The sequence below is a fragment of the Cupriavidus sp. FW305-26 genome, assembly GCF_058787975.1.
The window spans coordinates 1-20,126 of the sequence record NZ_JBYTAH010000039.1 but is presented as its reverse complement, the minus strand read 5'-3'; the positions used below and the strand labels follow the sequence as shown (position 1 = coordinate 20,126).

Here is a 20,126-nt window from a genome sequence, read left to right as displayed (position 1 = left end):
GGCTTCGCCCAGATCGCCTCCGGTGTGTCTACCCGGATATCAGCCGGCCGGCTACTCGCTGAAATGCCTGATCACCAGTTGGTTGAATCGCTCGGCGTGCTCGATCTGCGTCCAGTGGCCGCACTTGCCGAACACGTGCAACTGCGACTTCGGGATCAGTTCCAGCAGCTTCAGCGAGCTGGCGAGCGGGATCACCCGGTCATCCCGGCCATGGACGATCAGCGTGTCGTGCGGCAGCGCGCGGATGCGGGCCTCGTCGCTCGCCAGCGCATCGACCCAGCGCTGGCGAGGCGCGGGGAACATGCTGGAAAACGCTTCCTGATAGCCGGGCCGGATGCTGGCTTCATAGCGCAGCTTCGCCAGGTCGTCATTCACCAGCGTGCGGTCGGACGCGAAGATGTCGAGCAGCGTGCGCATGTTCCTGATAGACGGGGTGTAGCCCCAGGCCGCGTCGAGTCCTTCCGTCAGCGGGAATTTCGTGCCGGCGCTGCCCATCAACACCAGCCGGCCGACGCGCTCGGAGGCCCGGATGGCCAGCGCCAGGGCCAGTGCGCCGCCGAACGAGTTGCCCACCACGTGGGCGCGCCCAATATCGAGCGCATCCAGCAACCCGAGCGCATGCGCTACCCAGTTGTCCATCGAATAGCGATAGCCGGCCGGGCGCTCGGTCTCGCCGAAGCCCGCCATGTCCGGCGCGATCACGCGGAAGTGCTTTGCCAGCGCCGGCATGGTCAGCCTCCAGTTGGCATACGCGGTGACGCCCGGGCCCGAGCCGTGAATCAGCAGCACGGGCTGGCCCTCGCCCAGGTCATGATAGTTAGTCTCGATACCGTTGGCCGCGATGCGACGGCCGATTTCCGGATTGGATTGCATTGGAACTACCCTTTGTAAGCTTAACTCAGGCTGAGCTTCAGCGCCCGCGCTGCTTTGCGCTCTGCCCGCCGATGCCAAAATGCGCCTTCGGCATCTCGGTGATAATCACGCGCACCGATTCGACGGGTGCGTCAAGCGTGCGATGGATGGCTTCGGTGACCTCGGCGATCAGCCGCTCTTTCTTGTCGTCGTCGCGGCCCTCAAGGATGTACAGATGTGCGATCGGCATGATGGCCTCCTCGTCAGATAAAGCGCAGGCTGACCGAGCCCATGCCTTGCACGCGCAGCGTCACGTTGTCGCCGGGCTCGACGGCCACGGCCTCGGTGATGCCGCCCGACAGGATCAGGCTGCCGGCCGGGATGGATTCACCGCGCGCACCAAGGTGGTTGGCCAGCGCCGCGACCGCGCCGGCCGGGTGCCCCAGCACCGCCGCACCGGCCCCGAACGCCGCCGCCCGGCCGTTCTTCTCGAGCACGATGCCGAGCGTGCGCAGGTCCACGCCCTCCACCGCCAGCGGCTGGCCGCCGACGACGAAGCGTGCCGCCGAGGTGTTGTCGGCCACCACGCTCTTCAGGTCGAACTTGAAGTCCCGGTAGCGGCTGTCGATGACCTCGATGCCGGCCACGATGAAATCGGTGGCTGCGAGCACGGCGCCGATATGGCAGCCGGGTCCCTTCAGTTCGGTCTTGGTCACAAAGGCGATTTCGGGCTCGACCTTGGGGTGGATCAGTTCTGCGGTGCGGCACTCACCGCCGTCAGGCAGGCCGTAGGTATCCACCAGGAAGCCGAACACCGGCGTATCCACGTTCATCTGCCGCATCTTGGCGTGCGACGTCAGCCCCGCCTTGTAGCCGACGATGCGCGCGCCGCGCTCCAGCAGGCGGTCGCGGACCGCGTCCTGGATCGCGTAGGCGTCCTCCCAGTCCATCCCAGGATGGTCGTCCGTGATCTTGGGCGTATCGCGCGCCTCGCGCACGCAATCGTCGAGGTGCGCGGCCAGCGCCGCGATGGTATCGGTCGACAGGTTCATGCTGCCTCCTTCTGTGCCGTGGCCGCCTGGCGCTGCCTGGCGAGCGTCAGCGCGGTGTCTTCAATCATGTCTTCCTGGCCGCCCACCATGCCGCGCCGGCCGAGTTCGACCAGAATGTCGCGTGCCGGCACGCCGTATTTCTCGCCGGCGCGCTTGGCGAACAGCAGGAACGAGCCGTAGACGCCGGCGTAGCCCAGCGTCAGCGCATCGCGATCGACGCGGATCGGGAAATCCATCATCGGCACGACCAGGTCCTCGGCGACGTCCTGGATCTTCCACAGGTCGACGCCAGTCTCGATGCCCATCCGGTCGCAGACCGCGACGAAGACCTCAAGCGGCGTATTGCCCGCGCCGGCGCCCAGCCCAGCCGCCGCGCCGTCGATGCGATTGGCGCCGGCTTCGACGGCCGCGAGGGAATTGGCGATGCCCATCGCCAAGTTATGGTGGCCGTGGAAGCCCAGTTCGGTCTCGGACCGCAGCGCCGCGCGTACGGCGCTGATGCGCCCCTTCACGTCGTCGGGCAGCATATAGCCGGCCGAGTCGGTGATGTAGAGGCAGTTGGCGCCATAGCCTTCCATCAGCTTCGCCTGCGCGACTAGTCCTTCCGGGCTGCTCATGTGGCTCATCATCAGGAAGCCTACGGTATCCATGCCGAGCTTGCGCGCCAGCGTGATGTGCTGCTCCGATACGTCCGCCTCGGTACAGTGGGTCGCCACGCGAATGGTGTGGACGCCCAGCTCGTGCGCCTGTCGCAGGTGGTCGACGGTGCCGATGCCCGGCAGCAACAGCGCCGAGACCTTGGCATGCTTCAGCAGCGGGATGACCGCGCCGAGGTACTCGGCATCGGTGTGCGCCGGGAAGCCGTAGTTGACCGACGAGCCGCCAAGGCCGTCGCCGTGGGTCACTTCGATCAGCGGCACGCCGGCCGCGTCCAGCCCGGTCGCGATGGATCGCATCTGGTCCAGCGTCATCTGGTGGCGCTTGGGGTGCATGCCGTCACGCAGCGTCATGTCGTGGACGGTAATTCGCTTACCTTGGAGAGTCATTGCCATTCCTTGTTGGTGCGATCGTTGGAGTAAGGCGCTCTGGCCAATCAGGCGGGGGTTCCCTCTGCCGGGGCCAGCGCAATGCGGCCCGCCAGCAGTTCCTCGGCGAACATCTCGGCGGTGCGCGCGGCGGCGGCCGTCATGATGTCCAGGTTCCCCGCATAGCGCGGCAGGTAATCGCCCAGCCCTTCCACCTCCAGGTAGATCGACACGCGCTTGCCGTCGAACACCGGCCCGTTAACCAGCTTGTAGCCGGGCACGTAGCGCTGCACGTCGGCGATCATCGCATTCACGGAAGTGACGATGCGCTGCTGGTCGGGTTCGTCTTCGGTCAGGCAGTGCACCGTGTCGCGCATGATCAGCGGCGGCTCGGCCGGGTTGATCACGATGATGGCCTTGCCCTCCTTCGCGCCGCCCACCGCCTTCACCGCCGCTGCCGTGGTGCGCGTGAACTCGTCGATGTTCTTGCGCGTGCCGGGGCCGACCGAGCGCGACGACACCGTCGCCACGATCTCCCCGTACGCCACCGGCTGCACGCGCGAGATCGCGTGGACCATCGGGATCGTTGCCTGGCCGCCGCAGGTGACCAGGTTGACGTTCATCTCGCGCGAGCCGAGGTGTTCCTTCAGGTTCACCGGCGGCACGCAATACGGCCCGATGGCGGCCGGCGTCAGGTCGATCATCATCACGCTCAGGGCGTTCAGCTTGCGGCTGTTCTCGGCATGGGCGTAGGCGCTGGTCGCGTCGAAGGCGATCTGCACGTTGTCGGCGATGACGTGCGGCACCAGGCCATCCACGCCGTCGGCGGTGGCCTTCAGGCCGAGCTCGCGAGCCCGCTTCAGGCCGTCGGATTCCGGGTCGATGCCGACCATCCAGACGGGTTCTAGCACGGGGCTGCGCATCAGCTTGGCGAGCAGGTCGGTGCCGATATTGCCGGGACCGATCAGCGCGCAACGGATCTTCTTGGTCATGGGAATGTCCTTGTGTCTTTTGTCTGTCAATGAACCCGCCGGCGCTTCAGGCGAAGCGCACCGAGCACGCACCGATCCCGCCGATCGAGACGCGGAAGCTGTCGCCCGCCGCGACCGGCGCCATCGCCGCCAGCGCGCCCGACAGGATCGCCTCGCCCGCCTTCAGCGGGATACCGAGCCGGCCGAGCGTGTTGGCCAGCCATGCCACTGCGTTCACCGGCGAGCCCAGCGCGGCCGCGCCGGCGCCGGTGCCGATCACCTCGCCGTTCTTCTCGAAGACCATGCCGCACGTGGCGAGGTCGACATTGCGCGCACTGACCGCCTTGTCGCCGAGCACGAAGACGCCGCACGAGGCGTTGTCCGCGACGGTGTCGCCGATCTTGATCTTCCAGTCGCGGATGCGCGAATCGACAATCTCGAAGCACGGCATCACGCATTCCGTGGCGGCCAGCACCATGGCGTTAGTGACGCCGGGGCCGATCAGGTCACGTTTGAGGATGAATGCGATCTCGCCCTCGGCCTTGGGCTGGATCAGCGTGTCCAGCGGGATGCATTCGCCTTCCCCGTAGACCATGCCGGACAGCAGGTAGCCAAAGTCGGGCTGGTAGACGCCGAGCATGTCCATCACGGCCTTGGAGGTGACGCCGATCTTCTTGCCGATGACGGTCTCGCCCGCGTCGAGGCGGCGCTGCACGAAGCGCTGTTGGATGCGGTAGGCGTCGTCGACCGACAGGTTCTCGAACTGCGAGGTCAGCGGCGCGACCGTCTGGCGCGTAGCCATGGCGTCGTAGAGCCGATCGCCCAGCGCTTGAATCAGGGTAGAGTTCATTTCCAATTTCCGATGAAGTGAATCAGAGCTTGATGCAGACGTTGCGCAGCTCCGTGTAGAACTCGAGCGAATGCACGCCGCCCTCGCGCCCGATGCCAGACTGCTTGGCGCCGCCGAACGCGGTGCGCAGGTCACGCAGGAACCACGAGTTGACCCAGGCGATGCCGACCTCGATGGCACCGGCGACACGATGGGCGCGCGCCAGGTTGGTGGTCCAGATCGCGGTGGCAAGACCGTACTCGTTGGCGTTGGCGCGGCCGATGACCTCGGCCTCGGTGTCGAACGGCATCACCAGTGCGCAGGGGCCGAAGATTTCCTCGCGGGCGATGGGCGAGTCGTCGCCCAGCCCGGTCCAGATGGTCGGCTGGACCCAGGCGCCTTCGCGCAGTTCGCCCGGCATGTCCGGCACGCCGCCGCCGGTGACGACCGTCGCGCCCAGCTCGGCGGCCTTGTGGTAGTAGGACAGCACCTTGTTGCGATGCTCCTGGCTGATCAGCGGGCCCATGCCGGTGTCTTCCGCTTCGGGCCGCCCCGGGCGCAGGCGCTCGGCACCTTCTTTGAGCGCGGCGACGAAGCGGTCGAACAGCGGGCGCTCGACGTAGACGCGCTCGGTGCCCAGGCACACCTGTCCGGCGTTGGCGAAGCACGAGCGCAGCGTGCCTTCCACCGCAGCGTCGAAATCGCAGTCGGCGAAGACGATGGCGGCGTTCTTGCCCCCCATCTCCAGGCTGACCGGCCGCGCACCGTCGGCGGCGGCTTTCATGATGGCAGCGCCGGTGCGGGTTTCGCCGGTAAAGGTGATGGCATTGACGCCGGGACTGGTAGTCAGGAATTCACCCGCCGACTGCGGGCCGAAGCCATGGACGACGTTGTAGACGCCGCGCGGCACGCCGGCGGCATTCATTACCTCGCCCAGCAGCGCCGCCGTCTGCGGCGTCTCCTCGGACGGCTTGACCACGACGGTGTTGCCGCACGCCAGCGCCGGCCCGACCTTCCACGTCATCAGCAGCAGCGGCAGGTTCCACGGGCAGATCACGCCGACCACGCCGACCGGGCGGCGGATCGCGTAGTTGATCGCGCCCGCGCCATCCTGCGTCGGCATCTCGAAGCTTTCGCCGGGCACGTTCTTGACGACGTCGGCGAACACCTTGAAGTTGGCCGCGCCGCGCGGGATATCGATATGCCGGGCGAGGCTGACCGGCTTGCCGGTGTCGGCGACTTCCGCTTCCAGGAAATCGTCGAAGCGACGCTCGATGCCGTCGGCCACGGCATAGAGGATCTCGACACGCTGCGCGACCGTCAGGCCGCCCCACGGGCCGGACAACGCCGCCCGCGCGGCCTGCACGGCGGCGTCGACTTCGGCGCAGCCGGCCTCGGCGACGCGGGCGATCAGCCGGTTGTCGAGTGGCGAGCGCTTGTCGAACCAGTTGCCGGTGCCCCGGTACTTGCCGTCGATGAAGTTGAGGATCTGCCGCACGGCGGGCTGGGTAGCGGACTGGCCGCTACTGGCAGCGATTGGTTGTGTGTCGTACATGTTGGTCTCCACGATTTTCTGATTGGAAAAACGTTGCGCGATCAAGTGTAGACCGTGGTAAAGGCCTCGTTCAGCTCCCCCGAGTGGAAGAAGATCGCCCGCCCGATCTCGTCCTCGGTCCACGTCGTGACCGGGCGGTCAGGCTGGGCCAGGTAGCCAAGCCCGGCAAAAGTCTCATTGCGGTTGCCGCTCGGGTCGAAGAAGTAGATGGTGGTGCCGCGCGTGATGCCGTGGCGCGTCGGCGCGACGTCGATCTTGACCTTGTTCTTGGCCATCACGTCGGCGGACCTGAGCACGTCGGCCCAGTCGTCGAGGAAGAAGGCGATGTGGTGCAGGCCGTTGCTGGGGCCACCGACAAAGGCGATGTCGTGCGGCGTGGAGCTGCGGAACATGAAGGCTGCCGCCTGGATCGAGTGGTCCGGGCCGACCATGACCTGCTCGCCGAGATGGAAGTCCAGGCATTCCTTCATGAAGCGGACGTTCTCCGCCACGCGGTTGACGCCGATCTCCGGGTTCAGCTCGCACATCAGCAGGCAGTGGTCAAGCCAGTGGACGCCTGATCCCTGCTTGTCGTCCGGCCAGGGATCCGGGTTAAGCGAGCCGACGTCGGTGCCGACCTGTTCCTTCTGCGCATAGAGCCGCATCTCGTGCCCGCTCGGCAAGGCGAACAGCAACTGGCGGCCGACGGCGGGCAAAGCGCCTGCCGGCAGCATCTCGGTGGAGATGCCGTAGGCGACGATGCGCGCGCGCAGCGTGTCCAGGTCGGCATCGTGCTCGACCTTGTAGGCGACGTGCCTAAGCCCGGCCTCATCGGACGGGGTCAGGATCAGCGAGTACTTGTCCCACTCGTCCCAGCACTTGAGGTAGACGTTGCCGTCCGCGTCGCGCATCACCTCTTTCATGCCCAGCACCCGCACGTAGTGGCGCAGGGCCGCTTCCATGTCCATGACCTTCAGGTTGGCATGGCCTATCCGCATCACACCCATGATGTGTCTCCTGTTGATGTTTTCTTGCTGCCTTTACTTCCTGGCCTGGGCGCAGCAGAGGAACGGCTTCTGCATCTTCCCGGCCACCTCCAGCTCGACGTCGCCCTGCGGCGCCACGCGGCAGGCCAGCGTGTAGCCCAGCCCCTCTTCGTCAGCGCTGACATGCGCGCGGCTGACCGGGCCCAGCTTGCGCACGTCGCCGCACAGCACCCGCACCTTGCAGACCCCGCAGCCGCCGTTCAGGCAGCCAACCGGAATGCCGCGCCGGCCCAGCTTTGCCATGCCGGCGAGCAGCGATTCGCCGGCGGTGCACGAGAAGGACTCACTCGTCTGCGCGACCCGCACCGTGGCCTTGATGCACGTGTCCACGTCACACCTTGCGGAACAGCGGGCTGCGGGTCTGCTGCGCATCCGCCGCCGAAATGAACTTCTCGTGGTAGATGTCGCGCTCGAACAGCCGGCCCTGCATCAGCGCCGTGATGCAGGCGTCGATCATCGCGGGCGGTCCGCACAGGTAAGCCTGGTGGCCCGAGAAGTCGTTGTCGAAGTGCACCTTGGCGACGTCGTGGACGAAGCCCTGCGCGACCTCGCCGTCCCCCGCCCCCTCCGACAGCGCCGGCACGTAGGTGAAGTTGGGATAGCGCTCGCTCAGCGCGCGGAACTCGTCGTGGTAGTACAGCTCCTTCGCGTTGCGCTGGCCGTAGACCAGCGTGATCGGCGCGGTGACGCCGCCCTCCAGCAGGTCGCAGATCATGGAGCGCGGGCTCGACAGCCCCGAGCCGCCCGCCATGAAAATCATCGGCAGCCCGGCCGAGCGGCGTACGAAGAAGCGGCCATAAGGCCCGGACAAGCGCACGCGGTCGCCGGCAGCGAGCTGCTCGTGCAGGTAACCGGTGCCGAGACCGCCCGGCACCTGCCGCACGTTCAGCTCGATCTCGCCGGTTGCGGCAACGTCCGCCGGCGCGTTGGCGATCGAGAAGGCGCGGCTCTGGCCCAGACCCGGGATCTCGAGCTGGACGTACTGGCCCGCCTGGAAACGCATCGGCTCCGAGAGCCGCACGCGGATCGACTTGATGGTCGGGGTGAGCTGGTCGATGCGCGTGACCTCGGCCTCGAAATCCCGCACCGGGATGATCTCGCCATCCGGGTCCTCGTCGACATCGGCCTCGATGGTGGTGTCGGCCTGCAGCGTCGCGCAGCAGGCGAGCGCCTTGCCTTCCTCGCGCTCGAAATCCATCAGCGCGAACGGGTTGGCCTCGCCCAGGTCGGCCTCGCCGTCGAGGACCGAGACCTTACAGGTCCCGCACAGGCCGTGGCAACACGCATGCGGGATATAGATGCCCTGGCGCAGCGCCGCATCGAGGATGGTCTGCCCTTCCTCGACCTCGATCGTCGCGCCGAGCGGCTCGATGGTAAGTTGGTGGCTCATGATGAATACCTTGTCATTGCTGCAGCACCGGCCGGCGCTCAGATCGATGCCCCGCCGATGCCGTCCAGCCCCAGCGTGCGGAAACTGATCAGGTCCTTGTGCCCCAGCCCGTTCTCGCCGAGGCTCTTCGACGTGTCCGGCGTCCACGGTTGGCCGGAGCGGAACCACTGCACGCGATCCCATTCGATGCGGGCGAAGTCCGGGTGATAGCCGTAGACGGGCGGCAGGATCTGTTCGGCGAGCGCGCTGAAGGGGGTGTCAGGCGGCAGCGGCAGGCAGAACGGCGCCGGGAACATCAGGTGGTTTTCCCAGTTCACGTACAGCAAGGGCGCGGGGAACTTCTCCACCGTGTCCATCAGCGGGAAGTCGTAGGGCTTGAGCGCTTTGACGGTCATGGCTGTCTCCTGCCGGTCAGTTGCTGGTGGCCTGGCCGCGCCATGCCGCAAAGTTCTTCTGGTCTTCCGAGCCTTCGAAGTCCATCGTGTCGCGGGGCTCCACCTCGTAGTAGTCGAGTACGGCAGCCAGCGGATCGAAGCCTTCGGCGCTCGGATCCACGCCCGGCTTGAAGCAGTTGCCCTGGTAGATCTGGTGCACCGGCAGCCACGCTTGCACGTATTTCTCCGGCTCGTGGTCGAAGATCTCCTTGCAGTGGTCGCTGCAGAAGTGGAACTTGTTGCCGAAGTAGTTCGATTCGCGCGCGCAGAGTTTGGTGGGATCGCCCGGCTCGGTGAACAGCATCGGGATCTGGCAGGTCTGGCACAGCATCGGCAGCGTCTTGATGTAGAACCGGTTGCCTGACTTGGCCTGTTCGTCCCAGTGCTCCAGGCGCGGACGGTAGTGCTGATCGAACGTGTCCGGATACTTGGCGGACAGCCACGCCATCTCGTCCTGCTGCGGCACCCAGGTATGGAACGGCGCGGCCGTGTTGAAGCCGTAGAAGATCGCCCAGGCCTGGTGGCTGATGTGGTCCTTGCCTTCGCAGGCGTCCTGCCAGCCTTTGGGCTCGCGGATGCCGTAGCGGGCCAGGTCCTTGAACAGCGCGCCGCCGTTCTGCTCGGCATACATCTCCCACGACTCGCGCCAGCTCATCACGCGCTTGGGCTGCATGTAGTCCATCATCATCGCCACCAGCGTCAGCAGCCGGTAGCCGCGCCAGAACCACTTGTCGATCCAGCGCTGCACGATGGGCACGTTGTCGGGATCCTGTTCCAGCAGGAACTTAATGCACTCGATGCCCAGCGTCATGTGGCGAGACTCGTCGGATTGGGCCGAAAAGCCGAAGGTGACCGTCGACATATCGCCGTTGTAGGCCGCGCCCGACATGAACGGCACGAACAGCAGGTTGGTCAGCACATACTCGAAGGAGAAGCTGACCGCCGTCAGAAACTCGAATGGTCCTGCCGAATAGGCATCCTCGAAGAACGATTTCGGCACCGACAGGTACCAGACCCGGTCGAACCAGTGGTTGGAGTGGTGCAAGCCGTTAAAAAACTTGTTGTAAGTGGAGAGCGCGTGGGTCTCGGTCTGGTAGTGGCGCAGTTCGTCGATCGATTGCATCTGGCAAGCAATGCGCGCGCCCTCGCCGGTGAAGTGGCGGCCGACGTGTGCAAAGCCGCGGTGGGCCAGGTATTCCAGCGGCGTCACGCCCTGCACGAACAGCTTGAGCGCATTGATGTAGCGCGCATCGGTCACGCCGAGGAAGGCATTGTTCTGCGTGAAGGCGTCGATCACCGCGTAGAGCTTCTTCTCCTTCTCGCCCTGGTACTTCCAGTATGCGTCCATCGTCAGGCGGAACGGGTCGACCCACTTGTCCCAGTCGTGGATCTTGATGCCCTCGTAGCGGTCGTAGGGGAAGACCTTGTCCATCGGCTGGTAGGTGGTGTCCCAGCCCAGGCCGCGGGTCATGGCGGCGTAGCGTTCCTTCAGGCCGAGCTTCTTCTTCAGCGTCGGGGTGTCCATGTTCGTGTCTCCTTCTTTATGTGGGCAACTGCGGCGGCGCAGGGCGTTCAGTGTTTCCAGCTCAGCGTGAAGGCGTCGTCGTCTTCTTCGATATGGCCGGACAGCGTGATCAGGTTGACCTGGATCTGCTGCAGGTCGAAGCGCGTGCCGGTCAGTTCCTCGATGGTCTGGCGGCGGATGGTCAGGTGGCCGGGCGCGTCGATCTTGACCATCCCGGGGGACTCGACCAGCACCGCGTCCGGGTTGTCGGCGAGGATGGCCTCGACCACCGGACGGGACTCCTCGTTGGCCTGGAATGCGATGAATACGTTGGACATGGGATTTCCTTGTGAGCGAGTGAGGGGAGCGATCAAAGCACGATGCCGAGTTTCGAGATCCGGGCATGGAACTGCTCGCGCACCGCGGCGAGCACTTCGGGCGCATGGGTCGGGAAGGCCAGCTCGGCCACCGGCTGCAGCGCGGCGAACGCGCGCCCGGCCCAGTCGCGGGTCCAGCGCGCCAGCAGCGCCTTGTTCTCTTCCGACTCGGCCGCCATGGTCTTCACCACGGCATCGACCCAGCGCTTCGACTCGTCGTGCCACTCGGGCATGAAGGCCGTCAGCATCGCGATCGCGGAGCCACCGCCCAGCGCGATCCGTTCGTCGACGAACCTGTCGTAGACCAGCGGGTAAAGCAGGCCGTCGAGCGCCAGGTTCTGGGCGATGAACAGCTCGACGGGGTCGTCGACGACGAAGGTGTCCTCGACGTAGTGGCGCAGCGGCTGCCACGCCGGATGTTCGAGCCAGGCGTGCCGGCCCGCGTCGAGCACCTCCGGGCCGGCCACGGCCAGCGCCAGGCGCGTCAGGTATTGCGCGACGCCGAGGTTGTCCATCGCGTGGAACATCGCCGCCGCGGTGAAGGCGGTGCCGTAGCCCAGCGCGCAGACCTGCGCGTTGTTCATGTTCGCGCCCCATGCGGCATGGCGCAGCGGCACCAGCACGTCGAGCGCGTGCTTCGCCACGTCCGCCGGCATGCGGTCGATCATCCGGCGCGACTCGACGAACTCGAAGTTCGATTCCATCGTGTCCTGCTGGCGCGCGCGGGCCGTGGCCCAGGAGGCGTAGTAGTACTGGCGCGGGTCCTTCAGCACATACCAGCTCGCCATGTGGATCGCCGAGCGCGAGGCATCGAAGATCTGGTGCGCCGGGTCCCAGGTCGGGCGGTAGTGGAAGTTGGTCTCCGGCTGCGCGCCCATCATGCCTTCCTGGTAGCGCGAGGCCGTCTTGTCGCCGCCAATGTGCCGCGCCACGTGCGCGTAGGTCTGCCGTAGCGGCTTGATGTCGACGGTTTTCAGCTCGATTGTCACGGGTTGCTCCTGAGGGTCGTGGGGTCGCGGTGGAAGTCGCTGCCGGAGTCATCCAGCCGGACGACGTTCTGCGTGGTGCAGAACGCGTCGAATGCGTCAATGGGCAAGGTCAGTTCGACGAACATCTCCGGCCCGCCGACCGCGAACTCGAATTCGACGAATCCGCGTGGATTGAGGCCGGTGACCCGGACGAACTTGCGGCAGGGATCGAATGGTTGGTTGGCTGGGGTCTGCAGGGTCATGGTCGATGGGTCGATGTCGCCTCCGTACCCCTTTCATTGCAGGGGGCGTGCCAGCGGTGCCAGCCCATGACCAGAAATCTCGATAATTCAGGGAAAGTACTGAGTCAAAGTTGGCTGCGCGCCTGCAAAATGCTGGTTAACCAGCACGCTCCCGGATCTGGTACCGCTCTTATGCGGACGCTTCAAATCGTTGATCCCGCCCGGTTTTTTATCTTTTGATCAAGTGCGGAAAGGCCGTTTTGATGAAATGGTGAAGCCGGCGAGCGCTGCGGCGTTACCGCGACGCATCCACCACAATCCGCAGAAACATAGAAAATCTCGATGGAGACGACATGACGCAGCCTCGCCTGCCCCCGCTGCCCACCGACGCCGATCTGCGGCGATCGATCCACTTTTCTGCCGCCGATGGCCGCATCTGGCTCGCCGGCCAGCGGATGGTGCTGGTCCACGCTGCCGCCCTCGGCACGCTGCGGCAGGAACTGATGGAGAGTGTGGGCCCGGCCCAGACCCGGCGGCTTTTCACGCGCGTGGGCTTTGCCTCGGGCGAGCGTGACGCCGCGCTGGCCCGCGTTATTCGCAGAAACGGATCACTGCAGGACATGTTCAATGTGGGCCCGCAGCTGCACATGCTGGAGGGCTCGGTGCAGGTCACGCCGATCTGTTTCGAGGCGGATCCCGCTACTGGCAAGTTCTACGGCGAATACCGCTGGGAACACTCCTGGGAGGCCGAGGTGCACAAGCGCACGTTCGGCCCTCAGGCGGAGCCGGTGTGCTGGATGCTGATCGGCTACGCCACCGGATACACCAGCGCCTTCATGGGCCGCACCATCCTGTTCAAGGAGACCATGTGTGCCGGCATGCATGACGAGCACTGCATGATCGTGGGCAAGCCCGTGGAAGAATGGCCGGATGGAGAAGAAATGGCGTCGTGGTTCAACGCCAGTTCGCTGCTCAGCACCATCCGCGACCTGCAGACCGAGGTCGAATCGCTGCGCCTGGAAATTGCCCCCGACGCTGACCGCACCCGGCTGGTGGGCCGGTCCAACGCCTTTCGCCACGCCTACACCTTGCTGGAGGCCGCGGCCCCCACCCGCGTCACCGTGCTACTGACCGGCGAGACCGGTGTCGGCAAGGAACGCTTTGCGCGCGCCCTCCATAGCCTGAGCCCGCGCGCCGAGCGGCCTTTCGTCGCCATCAACTGCGCCCCGCCATCCCGCATGCGCTGATCGAGTCCGAACTGTTCGGCGCGGAGAAAGGCGCCTTCACTGGCTTGCAGGCCACGCGCCCGGGCCGTTTTGAGCGCGCCGACGGCGGTACTTTGTTCCTCGACGAGATCGGCGAGTTGCCGCTCGATGTCCAGGCCAAGCTGCTGCGTGTGCTGCAGGAAGGTGAAGTTGAGCGGCTCGGCGCCACGCAAAGCCGTAAGGTCGACGTGCGCCTGATCGCCGCGACCAACCGCGACCTCGCGCAGGCTGTCAAAGAAGGCCGCTTCCGCGCCGATCTCTTCTACCGGCTCAATGTCTACCCGGTTTTGATCCCTCCGCTGCGCGAGCGTGCCGAGGACATCGAACCGCTGGCGCAGACCATGCTGGAGCGGTTTGCTTCGATCCACGGCAAGCCGGTGCCGACGCTGACCGACTACGCCTGCGAGTCGCTGCGCCGGTATCAATGGCCGGGCAACGTGCGCGAACTGGAGAACCTGATCGAACGGGCGGTCATCCTCGCACGGCCCAATCGCGCCGTCGATGCCACGGACCTGTTCCCCGGCCTGAGCATGCCGGCGGGCGCAACCGTCGACCATGCTGGGCAGATCCACCAGCCGACCGCCAAGGGGATCGATTGCCAGGCCCTACTCGACCAGCTGAAGGGGTGCAGTGAGGGGATCGAGGGGCTGGAGCGCGCGCTGCTGCATGAAGCGGTAGAGCGTGCCAACGGCAACCTTTCCGCCGCCGCAAGACTGCTCGGACTATCCCGCGCGCGGCTCAGCTATCGTCTCAACCGCAAGCAAGACATGGAGGGCTAGCGAGATGACTACCGTTCTGCCTCCTCCTGCTCTCAACGCTCCCGCCCCCGCTCCGCCAGATGAGCCCGACGGTCCGCAAGCGCGCACGCTCAGCGAGCATGCCTATTACCAGTTGCGGCAGCACATCATCGAAGGCCACTATCCACCGGGCACCAAGCTGCGCGTCGAGCGACTGAAGGATGTCTACGGCGTGGGCGCGGGCACGCTGCGTGAAGCGCTGACGCGGCTGGTCAGCGACGCCTTGGTGATCGCCGAGGGGCAACGGGGCTTCCGCGTCACGCCTATGTCCGTGGCCGACCTGGAAGCGATCACGCGGCTGCGCATCCATATCGAGGTCGATGCGCTGCGCGAATCCGTACGCTGCGGCGATGCCGCGTGGGAGCAGCGCGTCAGAGCGAGCTATGAGGCGCTGTCCACTTGGGAGCAGCCGGTGTCTATGGCCAATCGCGCTGCCTGGGAGACTTGCAACCGGCGCTTCCACGAAGCGCTGATTTCGGCGGCTGCGTCACCGTGGACCTATCTGGTGCTGCGCATGCTGTCACAGCAGGGGGAACGTTACCGGCGTGTGTGCATCGGGTTGGAGACGCCGCCGCGCGATGTGCATGTGGAACACCAGTGCATTTTCGATGCGGCGCTGCAGCGAGCCGATGCGCGCGCGGCACTGGCCCTGGAGGACCATCTCAGTACGACGTTGATGATGGTGCGGAATGCACCGGCGGGAACCTTACCGTTTTGAAGGGCAATGGGAGCCAACTAGCCATGCGGAATTTGAGAACATACGTCCCAAACAGGGGCATACGTCAACACGGCAGAAATCGCCTACGAATTATGGTTGGACCAATGTGGTTGTTAGCGGATATAGGGGTCGCTGTGAGCGGATTTGGCGATCACCCAATGGCAGCACGAGGCGTATGCAAAGAAACCGGTTTGGCCCGGTTTGGCGGCGACAAGCTATGGTTCAAGGGGTCATGGCCGTCTAATGGAATGGGCCAACCTTGGGCGGGAAGCCCGCAATGGGACGCGAGCTGTGCCCGCATAGCTGTCACAGACGGCCCCTGTGGCGCTGCGACGAGACACCAGGAGGTGAAGCATGGCTTCCATTAGCCTCTTGTTCCCTGATGCCCGGCAACTCCGGGTGCGCGATGTCACACTTCGCGCGAGCGACGATTTCCAGGCCCAGCGCGATAAGCTCGCGCGCATCATGCTGGACGCGATGTACCAGTTCGTGGGCCTGCTGGATGTGCACGGGACGATGCTCGAGATCAACCGTGCCGCGCTCGAGGCGATTGGCATTCGGATGGACGACATCAGGGGAAAGCCGTTCTGGGAGGCCCGCTGGTGGGTGGTCTCGCCGGAGACCCAGGCGCTGCTGCGGGAACTGATTCAGCGTGCAAGCCAGGGCGAATTTGTCCGTTGCGACTTCGAAAACTACGGCCAAGCCGAGGGCGAGGAGAAGATCATTGTCGACTTCTCCCTCCTGCCGATCAGGGATTCTCACGGGAACGTCGTATTCCTGCTCCCGGAAGGCCGCAATATTACGGAGAAGAAGCGCGCCGAGGCCGCATTAGCGCGGAAGAACGAAGAACTGCAGGCAAGCTGGGAATTGATCCGCCGCCAGCGCGACGAGCTCCAGAGCCTCTATGACAGGATTCTGGTCGAACAGAAATTGTCGGAGCGGCTGCTGCTCAATCTCCTGCCCTACCCGATCGCTAAACGGCTGAAAGCGCGTCCAGATCTCATGGCGACAGGCGTTCCGGAGCTTATCGCCGACAGCTTTCCAGAAGTGACGGTCCTGTTCGCTGACATCGTGGCCTTCACACGGTTTTCAACAGGCATGAGTCCCGAGCAGCTGGTTGCCATTCTCAATGAGATCTTCACCGAATTCGACACCATTGCCGAAGATCGCGGCCTCGAGAAGATCAAGACTATCGGCGATGCCTACATGGCAGCCGCGGGGCTGCCGGAGCCGACGCCTGATCACGCTGTGCGGGCAGCGCATATGGCGTTAGACATGAGCGACGCGATCATGCGTTTCAACCGCCGCACCGGCTTCCAGCTGCAAATGCGCATTGGGATCAACAGTGGGGCGGTGGTCGCCGGCGTCATCGGCAAGCGCAAGTTCATCTATGACTTGTGGGGTGCGGCCGTCAACACCGCGAGCCGGATGGAATCCCACGGCGTGGCCGGACGGGTGCAGGTCACCGATGCCACCAGGCGCCTGCTGGGCGAGTCGTTCCAGTTCGAAGAGCGCGGCTCAATCGAGGCAAAGGGCATAGGCAGGCTACACACTTGGTTCCTGACAGGCCGAAACGATGCAGTATTCGCATAGCGTTTGCCGCAGAACAAAAGGAAAGCTGTTGCTATGGGCTTTTGCGCGACAGTTCGTTAGCCAAGCCGATGCTGCCGATGCAGGAAGGCGTTGAAGGCGAAGACACGAACGGCTGGTGCCGGCCACCGACGAGCTGATCGCCGAACTGGCGCGCTACCGCCGCGCCCACGACCTGCCCCCGACGCCGCAGCCCGGCGAGGCCCCGCCGCTGGTGCTGCCGGTGATCGGACGCGCGCAACGCGCGGGGCGCGGGAATCGTGACCCGGGCCTGTCACGCGGCGCGCTGCACCTGATGTTGCAGATCATTATTTCCGCCAATGGCAGTCACAATTTCCGCCAATGTGGCAATCTGAACGCTTTTTTCCACCCTTGCGCTGACGCTTGCCATCCGCATGGAGCACCGCAGTGAGGTTGCTGCAGAGGCGTAACGTCGATACCGGGAGCGTATTCAGACTATGGCCAGAGACTCGGCAGACAGCCGTGTACGGATCTAGCCAATCCCGCTTCCAGCGCGGGGAATAAACGTCCACGGGATTCAGCACCAGGCATTCGAAGCAGTATGCGTGAAGTGTAATAAAGATGCTCCGTTTGGGTAGTAAAGTTGCAACCTCTGACGAAAGTATCGATTGCGCCGCCTGGGAAAGCCTTCACTCCAGCAATTCAGGCAGTAATGCGACAACTCGTCGTTTGGCCTTCATCACTGCGACAAGCTGGCGGCTTTGCCCTTCGACCCACCCCACCCTTTCCGCCAGCTTCGTCAAGATCTCGCGCGAATGCTCATGCTGTTCGACAACGTCAAAGCCGCTGAGCCAACGCACGACGCCGGTCAGTGGATGCAGAGGCTTGCACCAGAGGGCGTTGGGATGCCGACAGCCGTTCCAATGCATCGCCGCGAGCAGCCACGCCGCAGCGTTGATCTGCGCGGCAGCCACCTTGATAGCAGGCTTCTCCGGATCGAAAGATAGAACAGCGCGACGAATCATCCGCCGTTGGCGGCGCGGCACGTTTGCCCATGCCCGGCGCAGCAATAATCTCGTCAAATGCTCGCTGTCGTGCAGCAGCTCACGCGAGTCGCCGCCGGCCATCACCTCGGAGGTTTGGGCGCTCAAGGCATGCGATGGACGGCGCCCGCTATTTGCGATTGCCGCTGGGAGGCCCAGGAGTTGACGCCAGTGGTAGACGAGTTCGTCGCGCCCATTCGTTGGCAGCGACATAGAAGCTGCCGCGCGCCGTCTTCGCGGTATTCGGACGTACGTCGGAATGAGCTCGAGCGGCTCCAGCACAAGGATCGGCAAGACCATGGTCTATACCTCCAGTCGTACTGTCTGTTGTGCGGCAACGTATCCGGTCTCTAGCACTGCTCGCAGCCTCCGTTTCCGATGGGTGGCCCAGCGTCGCGAAATGGTAGATCTGCTTGGTGGTTTAACACTTGCCCCAGCGCATCGCTTCCGTATTTCGACGACTAGTTCGAACAGCGGGTAAGCGAAACGAGGCTGTCGCGGCAGCCAATCGGTAAGCACCTCACTCACAATTTTCTCGACCGTCGCTGCTAGACGCGGATTTCCTACCTTGGGACCTCGGTCATGAGGTATCAACGCGCTCGCAACAGGATTCGCGAGGAAGCGCCGGCGCAAGCGATAAACTGTAGACCAATGGATCCCAAGCAATGCGCCAGCCCTTTCAGCTTGCTTACGCGAGAGGGGGGCCTTTCCAAGCGGACGCAAGACCCTCACAATCGCTCGCTCGCGCTCCGTTGCAATCTTCACCGCCATGTTCAAGTCTGCGGTCTTACGCACCCGAGGCGATTTACTGGGCGGAGGAACCGGGTTGGCGGAATCAGTGGACGAGCGCGGTATCCGCACGTTCGCTGGGGCGGGCTCGGTCATCTCCGGCACAAGGATCGGCAAGACCATGGCCTATACCTCCGGTCGTACGGTCTGTTGCGCGGCGACGTACCCGGACTCCCGCACTGCTCGCTCCCAATGAGCAGAATCTAGCACCAACCCTGCACTGTCCCACTGGGGACCGTTCAGTAACACCGATTCGACGGCACGAGTAAAATAATCCATCGGCAAATCTACCGGTCCAGCCAGTTGCGCGACCGCGTGGGCGTTCACGAAGCCATTCCACAGCGCCGCAGCCGATTGCTCCAGTCTTAAGCCGGCGGCGTACGCGTCGGGATAGAAGAAGGCAGTGAAGGAGCTCCCGGTGTCCTCTGGATAGCGAGTCAGATCGTAACTAGCCAGGCAGGTTGCTGCTTCGACGGCGCCGGTAATGCCTCGGAAGTGCATTTGCTCAATCATGAAGCGAGCGACGATTTGCTCGTCACCGGAGAGCTGATATTGCGCCCTCTGCTCCATCAGCTGCGGCTGCCCTACCAGAAAGGTGATGAGCCGCACGCCGTGATGGGCAAGCTGATCATGGACGTCGCGCAGCCACTCCAGCGCATGCTTGGACAGCCGCTGCGCTTCGTCGCAAAAGAGCACCACAATGTGACCCGAGCGCATTTGCAACTGCTCGTTAAGTCGACGCATCAAAGCGAAGCGCTTGTCGGCAACGGTCCTGCGCTGTGGATCCCTGACACCAGCGGCGCTCAACAATGCACTGAAGAAGGCGCCCTCATAGTCGCTGCGATGATATTCGCAAGACATCCTCAGCACGAGAATGTCACCGCGATTCCTGGCAAGGTGCAATGCCAAATAATCAATTGCATGAGTCTTGCCCATGCGAGGACGGGCGTAGATCAGCGCGCCCGGGATCAATACGCGCACGCAGTGATCCACGAGGTCGACAAAGCCTTCAATAGCTGCGGTCGCCACGCGGTAGTGACGGCGAGCGAGCGGGTGATTGTGCACTGTCAGGTCTGCCGGATTCACGGCCGTTGCATTAGGCGCGCGGCTGGCTGCGCGGACTCGGGTCGCGCTGACACGTGACGCACGCGGTGCGCCTTTTGGGGCCGTGGTGGTCTTCTCGTTCATGTCTGCTCCTTGCCGGCGAGATCGGTTCCTCTTCGCCCTTCACAGCCGGCAATGGTCGGGCCCGGCCAGCGCCCGTTGGCGTGAGCGCGCCCCTACCACTAGCGGGAGTACCCCCGCGCAATGCGCAATGCCTTGCCTTTAACTGGACCCTTGGCCAGTGGCGAAAGCGGCTGTACGGGTGTCACGGTTTCACTTGCGGGATCGGAGGGAGGGGGCTTTGCTGTCTGGCGCTCGCGCTTCACCTGCGCGATGTCGCTGGCCGCGCGCCGACGCTTGCCAGCCTGTTTGCGTCTGAGCGCGAGAAAGGCCTCAATCGGATTGTCGCCCGGGCCGAAGTCGAACTCGCGCGCCCGCTTGGCCTTGAAGATTTGCTGGCGCAGCCGCAATGAATGCGGCTCGTTGCGCCACAGACCGCTAGCAAACAGGTCGTCCAGTATGTATCCATCTTCGGTGCAGGCCCATAGCGTTCGCACGGAGATAACGTCAAGAGTGGTGTACGGGCAGCTTGATGGTCGGCGACGTCAAGCGGCGAGTTTCTGCTGAACCGGTCG

Annotated in this window: 20 protein-coding genes and 2 pseudogenes; 4 read left to right on the top strand and 18 right to left on the bottom strand. The window is 64.5% G+C overall.

What is annotated here, in order from left to right:
• Positions 1–51: 51 nt before the first annotated feature.
• From AC3WQZ_RS20580 to AC3WQZ_RS20510, 15 genes are read right to left on the bottom strand one after another with little or no spacing between them, the layout of a single operon-like run.
• Positions 52–873, bottom strand: coding sequence for an alpha/beta fold hydrolase (locus tag AC3WQZ_RS20580; RefSeq protein ID WP_454750452.1), 822 nt, complete (start codon positions 871–873; stop codon positions 52–54).
• Positions 874–910: 37 nt separating this feature from the next.
• Positions 911–1,102, bottom strand: a complete 192-nt coding sequence (gene thmT, locus AC3WQZ_RS20575) for a 2-hydroxymuconate tautomerase (RefSeq protein WP_042877611.1) — start codon at positions 1,100–1,102, stop codon at positions 911–913.
• Between the two features lie 13 nt (positions 1,103–1,115).
• Entirely contained in the window at positions 1,116–1,904 is a 789-nt protein-coding gene (dmpH, locus tag AC3WQZ_RS20570) for a 2-oxo-3-hexenedioate decarboxylase (RefSeq protein WP_454750453.1), read from the bottom strand.
• A complete protein-coding gene (gene dmpG, locus AC3WQZ_RS20565; protein WP_454750454.1) occupies positions 1,901–2,950 on the bottom strand; it encodes a 4-hydroxy-2-oxovalerate aldolase in 1,050 nt (349 codons plus the stop codon). Before dmpG ends, dmpH begins: the two co-directional genes overlap by 4 nt.
• A gap of 47 nt (positions 2,951–2,997) precedes the next feature.
• Positions 2,998–3,921 (bottom strand): acetaldehyde dehydrogenase (acetylating), encoded by a 924-nt coding sequence (locus AC3WQZ_RS20560; RefSeq protein WP_454750455.1) that lies wholly within the window; start codon positions 3,919–3,921, stop codon positions 2,998–3,000.
• 46 nt (positions 3,922–3,967) lie between these two features.
• Entirely contained in the window at positions 3,968–4,750 is a 783-nt protein-coding gene (gene dmpE, locus AC3WQZ_RS20555; protein WP_454750456.1) for a 2-oxopent-4-enoate hydratase, read from the bottom strand.
• A 22-nt stretch (positions 4,751–4,772) separates the two neighbouring features.
• Positions 4,773–6,284 (bottom strand): 2-hydroxymuconic semialdehyde dehydrogenase, encoded by a 1,512-nt coding sequence (locus AC3WQZ_RS20550; protein WP_454750457.1) that lies wholly within the window; start codon positions 6,282–6,284, stop codon positions 4,773–4,775.
• Positions 6,285–6,325: 41 nt separating this feature from the next.
• Positions 6,326–7,270, bottom strand: coding sequence for a catechol 2,3-dioxygenase (locus tag AC3WQZ_RS20545; protein WP_454750458.1), 945 nt, complete (start codon positions 7,268–7,270; stop codon positions 6,326–6,328).
• Between the two features lie 33 nt (positions 7,271–7,303).
• Positions 7,304–7,639: a 2Fe-2S iron-sulfur cluster-binding protein gene (locus tag AC3WQZ_RS20540; protein ID WP_454750459.1), complete on the bottom strand. Its 336-nt coding sequence runs from the start codon at positions 7,637–7,639 to the stop codon at positions 7,304–7,306.
• Between the two features lies 1 nt (position 7,640).
• The gene (locus AC3WQZ_RS20535; RefSeq protein WP_454750460.1) at positions 7,641–8,699 is read right to left on the bottom strand and encodes an NADH:ubiquinone reductase (Na(+)-transporting) subunit F; all 1,059 of its coding nucleotides are present in this window, start codon (positions 8,697–8,699) and stop codon (positions 7,641–7,643) included.
• A 38-nt stretch (positions 8,700–8,737) separates the two neighbouring features.
• A complete protein-coding gene (locus tag AC3WQZ_RS20530) occupies positions 8,738–9,094 on the bottom strand; it encodes a phenol hydroxylase subunit P4 (RefSeq protein ID WP_454750461.1) in 357 nt (118 codons plus the stop codon).
• A gap of 16 nt (positions 9,095–9,110) precedes the next feature.
• On the bottom strand, positions 9,111–10,658 hold the full coding sequence (locus AC3WQZ_RS20525) for an aromatic/alkene/methane monooxygenase hydroxylase/oxygenase subunit alpha (protein WP_454750462.1): 1,548 nt from the start codon (positions 10,656–10,658) through the stop codon (positions 9,111–9,113).
• A 47-nt stretch (positions 10,659–10,705) separates the two neighbouring features.
• Positions 10,706–10,975 (bottom strand): MmoB/DmpM family protein, encoded by a 270-nt coding sequence (locus tag AC3WQZ_RS20520; protein ID WP_042877601.1) that lies wholly within the window; start codon positions 10,973–10,975, stop codon positions 10,706–10,708.
• A 32-nt stretch (positions 10,976–11,007) separates the two neighbouring features.
• Positions 11,008–12,003: an aromatic/alkene monooxygenase hydroxylase subunit beta gene (locus AC3WQZ_RS20515; protein ID WP_454750463.1), complete on the bottom strand. Its 996-nt coding sequence runs from the start codon at positions 12,001–12,003 to the stop codon at positions 11,008–11,010.
• Complete coding sequence (locus AC3WQZ_RS20510; RefSeq protein ID WP_454750464.1) at positions 12,000–12,245, bottom strand: phenol hydroxylase subunit; 246 nt, start codon at positions 12,243–12,245, stop codon at positions 12,000–12,002. Before AC3WQZ_RS20510 ends, AC3WQZ_RS20515 begins: the two co-directional genes overlap by 4 nt.
• Before the next feature lie 332 nt (positions 12,246–12,577).
• Between AC3WQZ_RS20510 and AC3WQZ_RS20505 the strand changes: the two are divergent.
• The 4 genes and pseudogenes from AC3WQZ_RS20505 to AC3WQZ_RS20490 all read left to right on the top strand — a co-directional run.
• Positions 12,578–14,268, top strand: a pseudogene (locus AC3WQZ_RS20505) (sigma 54-interacting transcriptional regulator).
• A 4-nt stretch (positions 14,269–14,272) separates the two neighbouring features.
• Positions 14,273–15,004, top strand: a complete 732-nt coding sequence (locus AC3WQZ_RS20500; protein WP_454750465.1) for a GntR family transcriptional regulator — start codon at positions 14,273–14,275, stop codon at positions 15,002–15,004.
• A gap of 354 nt (positions 15,005–15,358) precedes the next feature.
• On the top strand, positions 15,359–16,597 hold the full coding sequence (locus tag AC3WQZ_RS20495) for an adenylate/guanylate cyclase domain-containing protein (protein WP_454750466.1): 1,239 nt from the start codon (positions 15,359–15,361) through the stop codon (positions 16,595–16,597).
• A gap of 109 nt (positions 16,598–16,706) precedes the next feature.
• Positions 16,707–16,898: pseudogene (locus AC3WQZ_RS20490) on the top strand (tyrosine-type recombinase/integrase); the annotation flags it as partial.
• A gap of 346 nt (positions 16,899–17,244) precedes the next feature.
• Here AC3WQZ_RS20490 and AC3WQZ_RS20485 read toward each other — a convergent pair.
• The 3 genes from AC3WQZ_RS20485 to AC3WQZ_RS20475 all read right to left on the bottom strand — a co-directional run bounded on the left by AC3WQZ_RS20485 (position 17,245) and on the right by AC3WQZ_RS20475 (position 20,048).
• Positions 17,245–17,706 carry a hypothetical protein gene (locus AC3WQZ_RS20485; RefSeq protein ID WP_492301162.1) on the bottom strand — a complete coding sequence of 154 codons (462 nt, stop codon included), beginning with the start codon at positions 17,704–17,706 and terminating at the stop codon, positions 17,245–17,247.
• Between the two features lie 807 nt (positions 17,707–18,513).
• Positions 18,514–19,575, bottom strand: coding sequence for an AAA family ATPase (locus AC3WQZ_RS20480; protein ID WP_454750467.1), 1,062 nt, complete (start codon positions 19,573–19,575; stop codon positions 18,514–18,516).
• A gap of 98 nt (positions 19,576–19,673) precedes the next feature.
• Positions 19,674–20,048 (bottom strand): hypothetical protein, encoded by a 375-nt coding sequence (locus tag AC3WQZ_RS20475; protein WP_454750468.1) that lies wholly within the window; start codon positions 20,046–20,048, stop codon positions 19,674–19,676.
• Between the last annotated feature and the right edge of the window lie 78 nt (positions 20,049–20,126).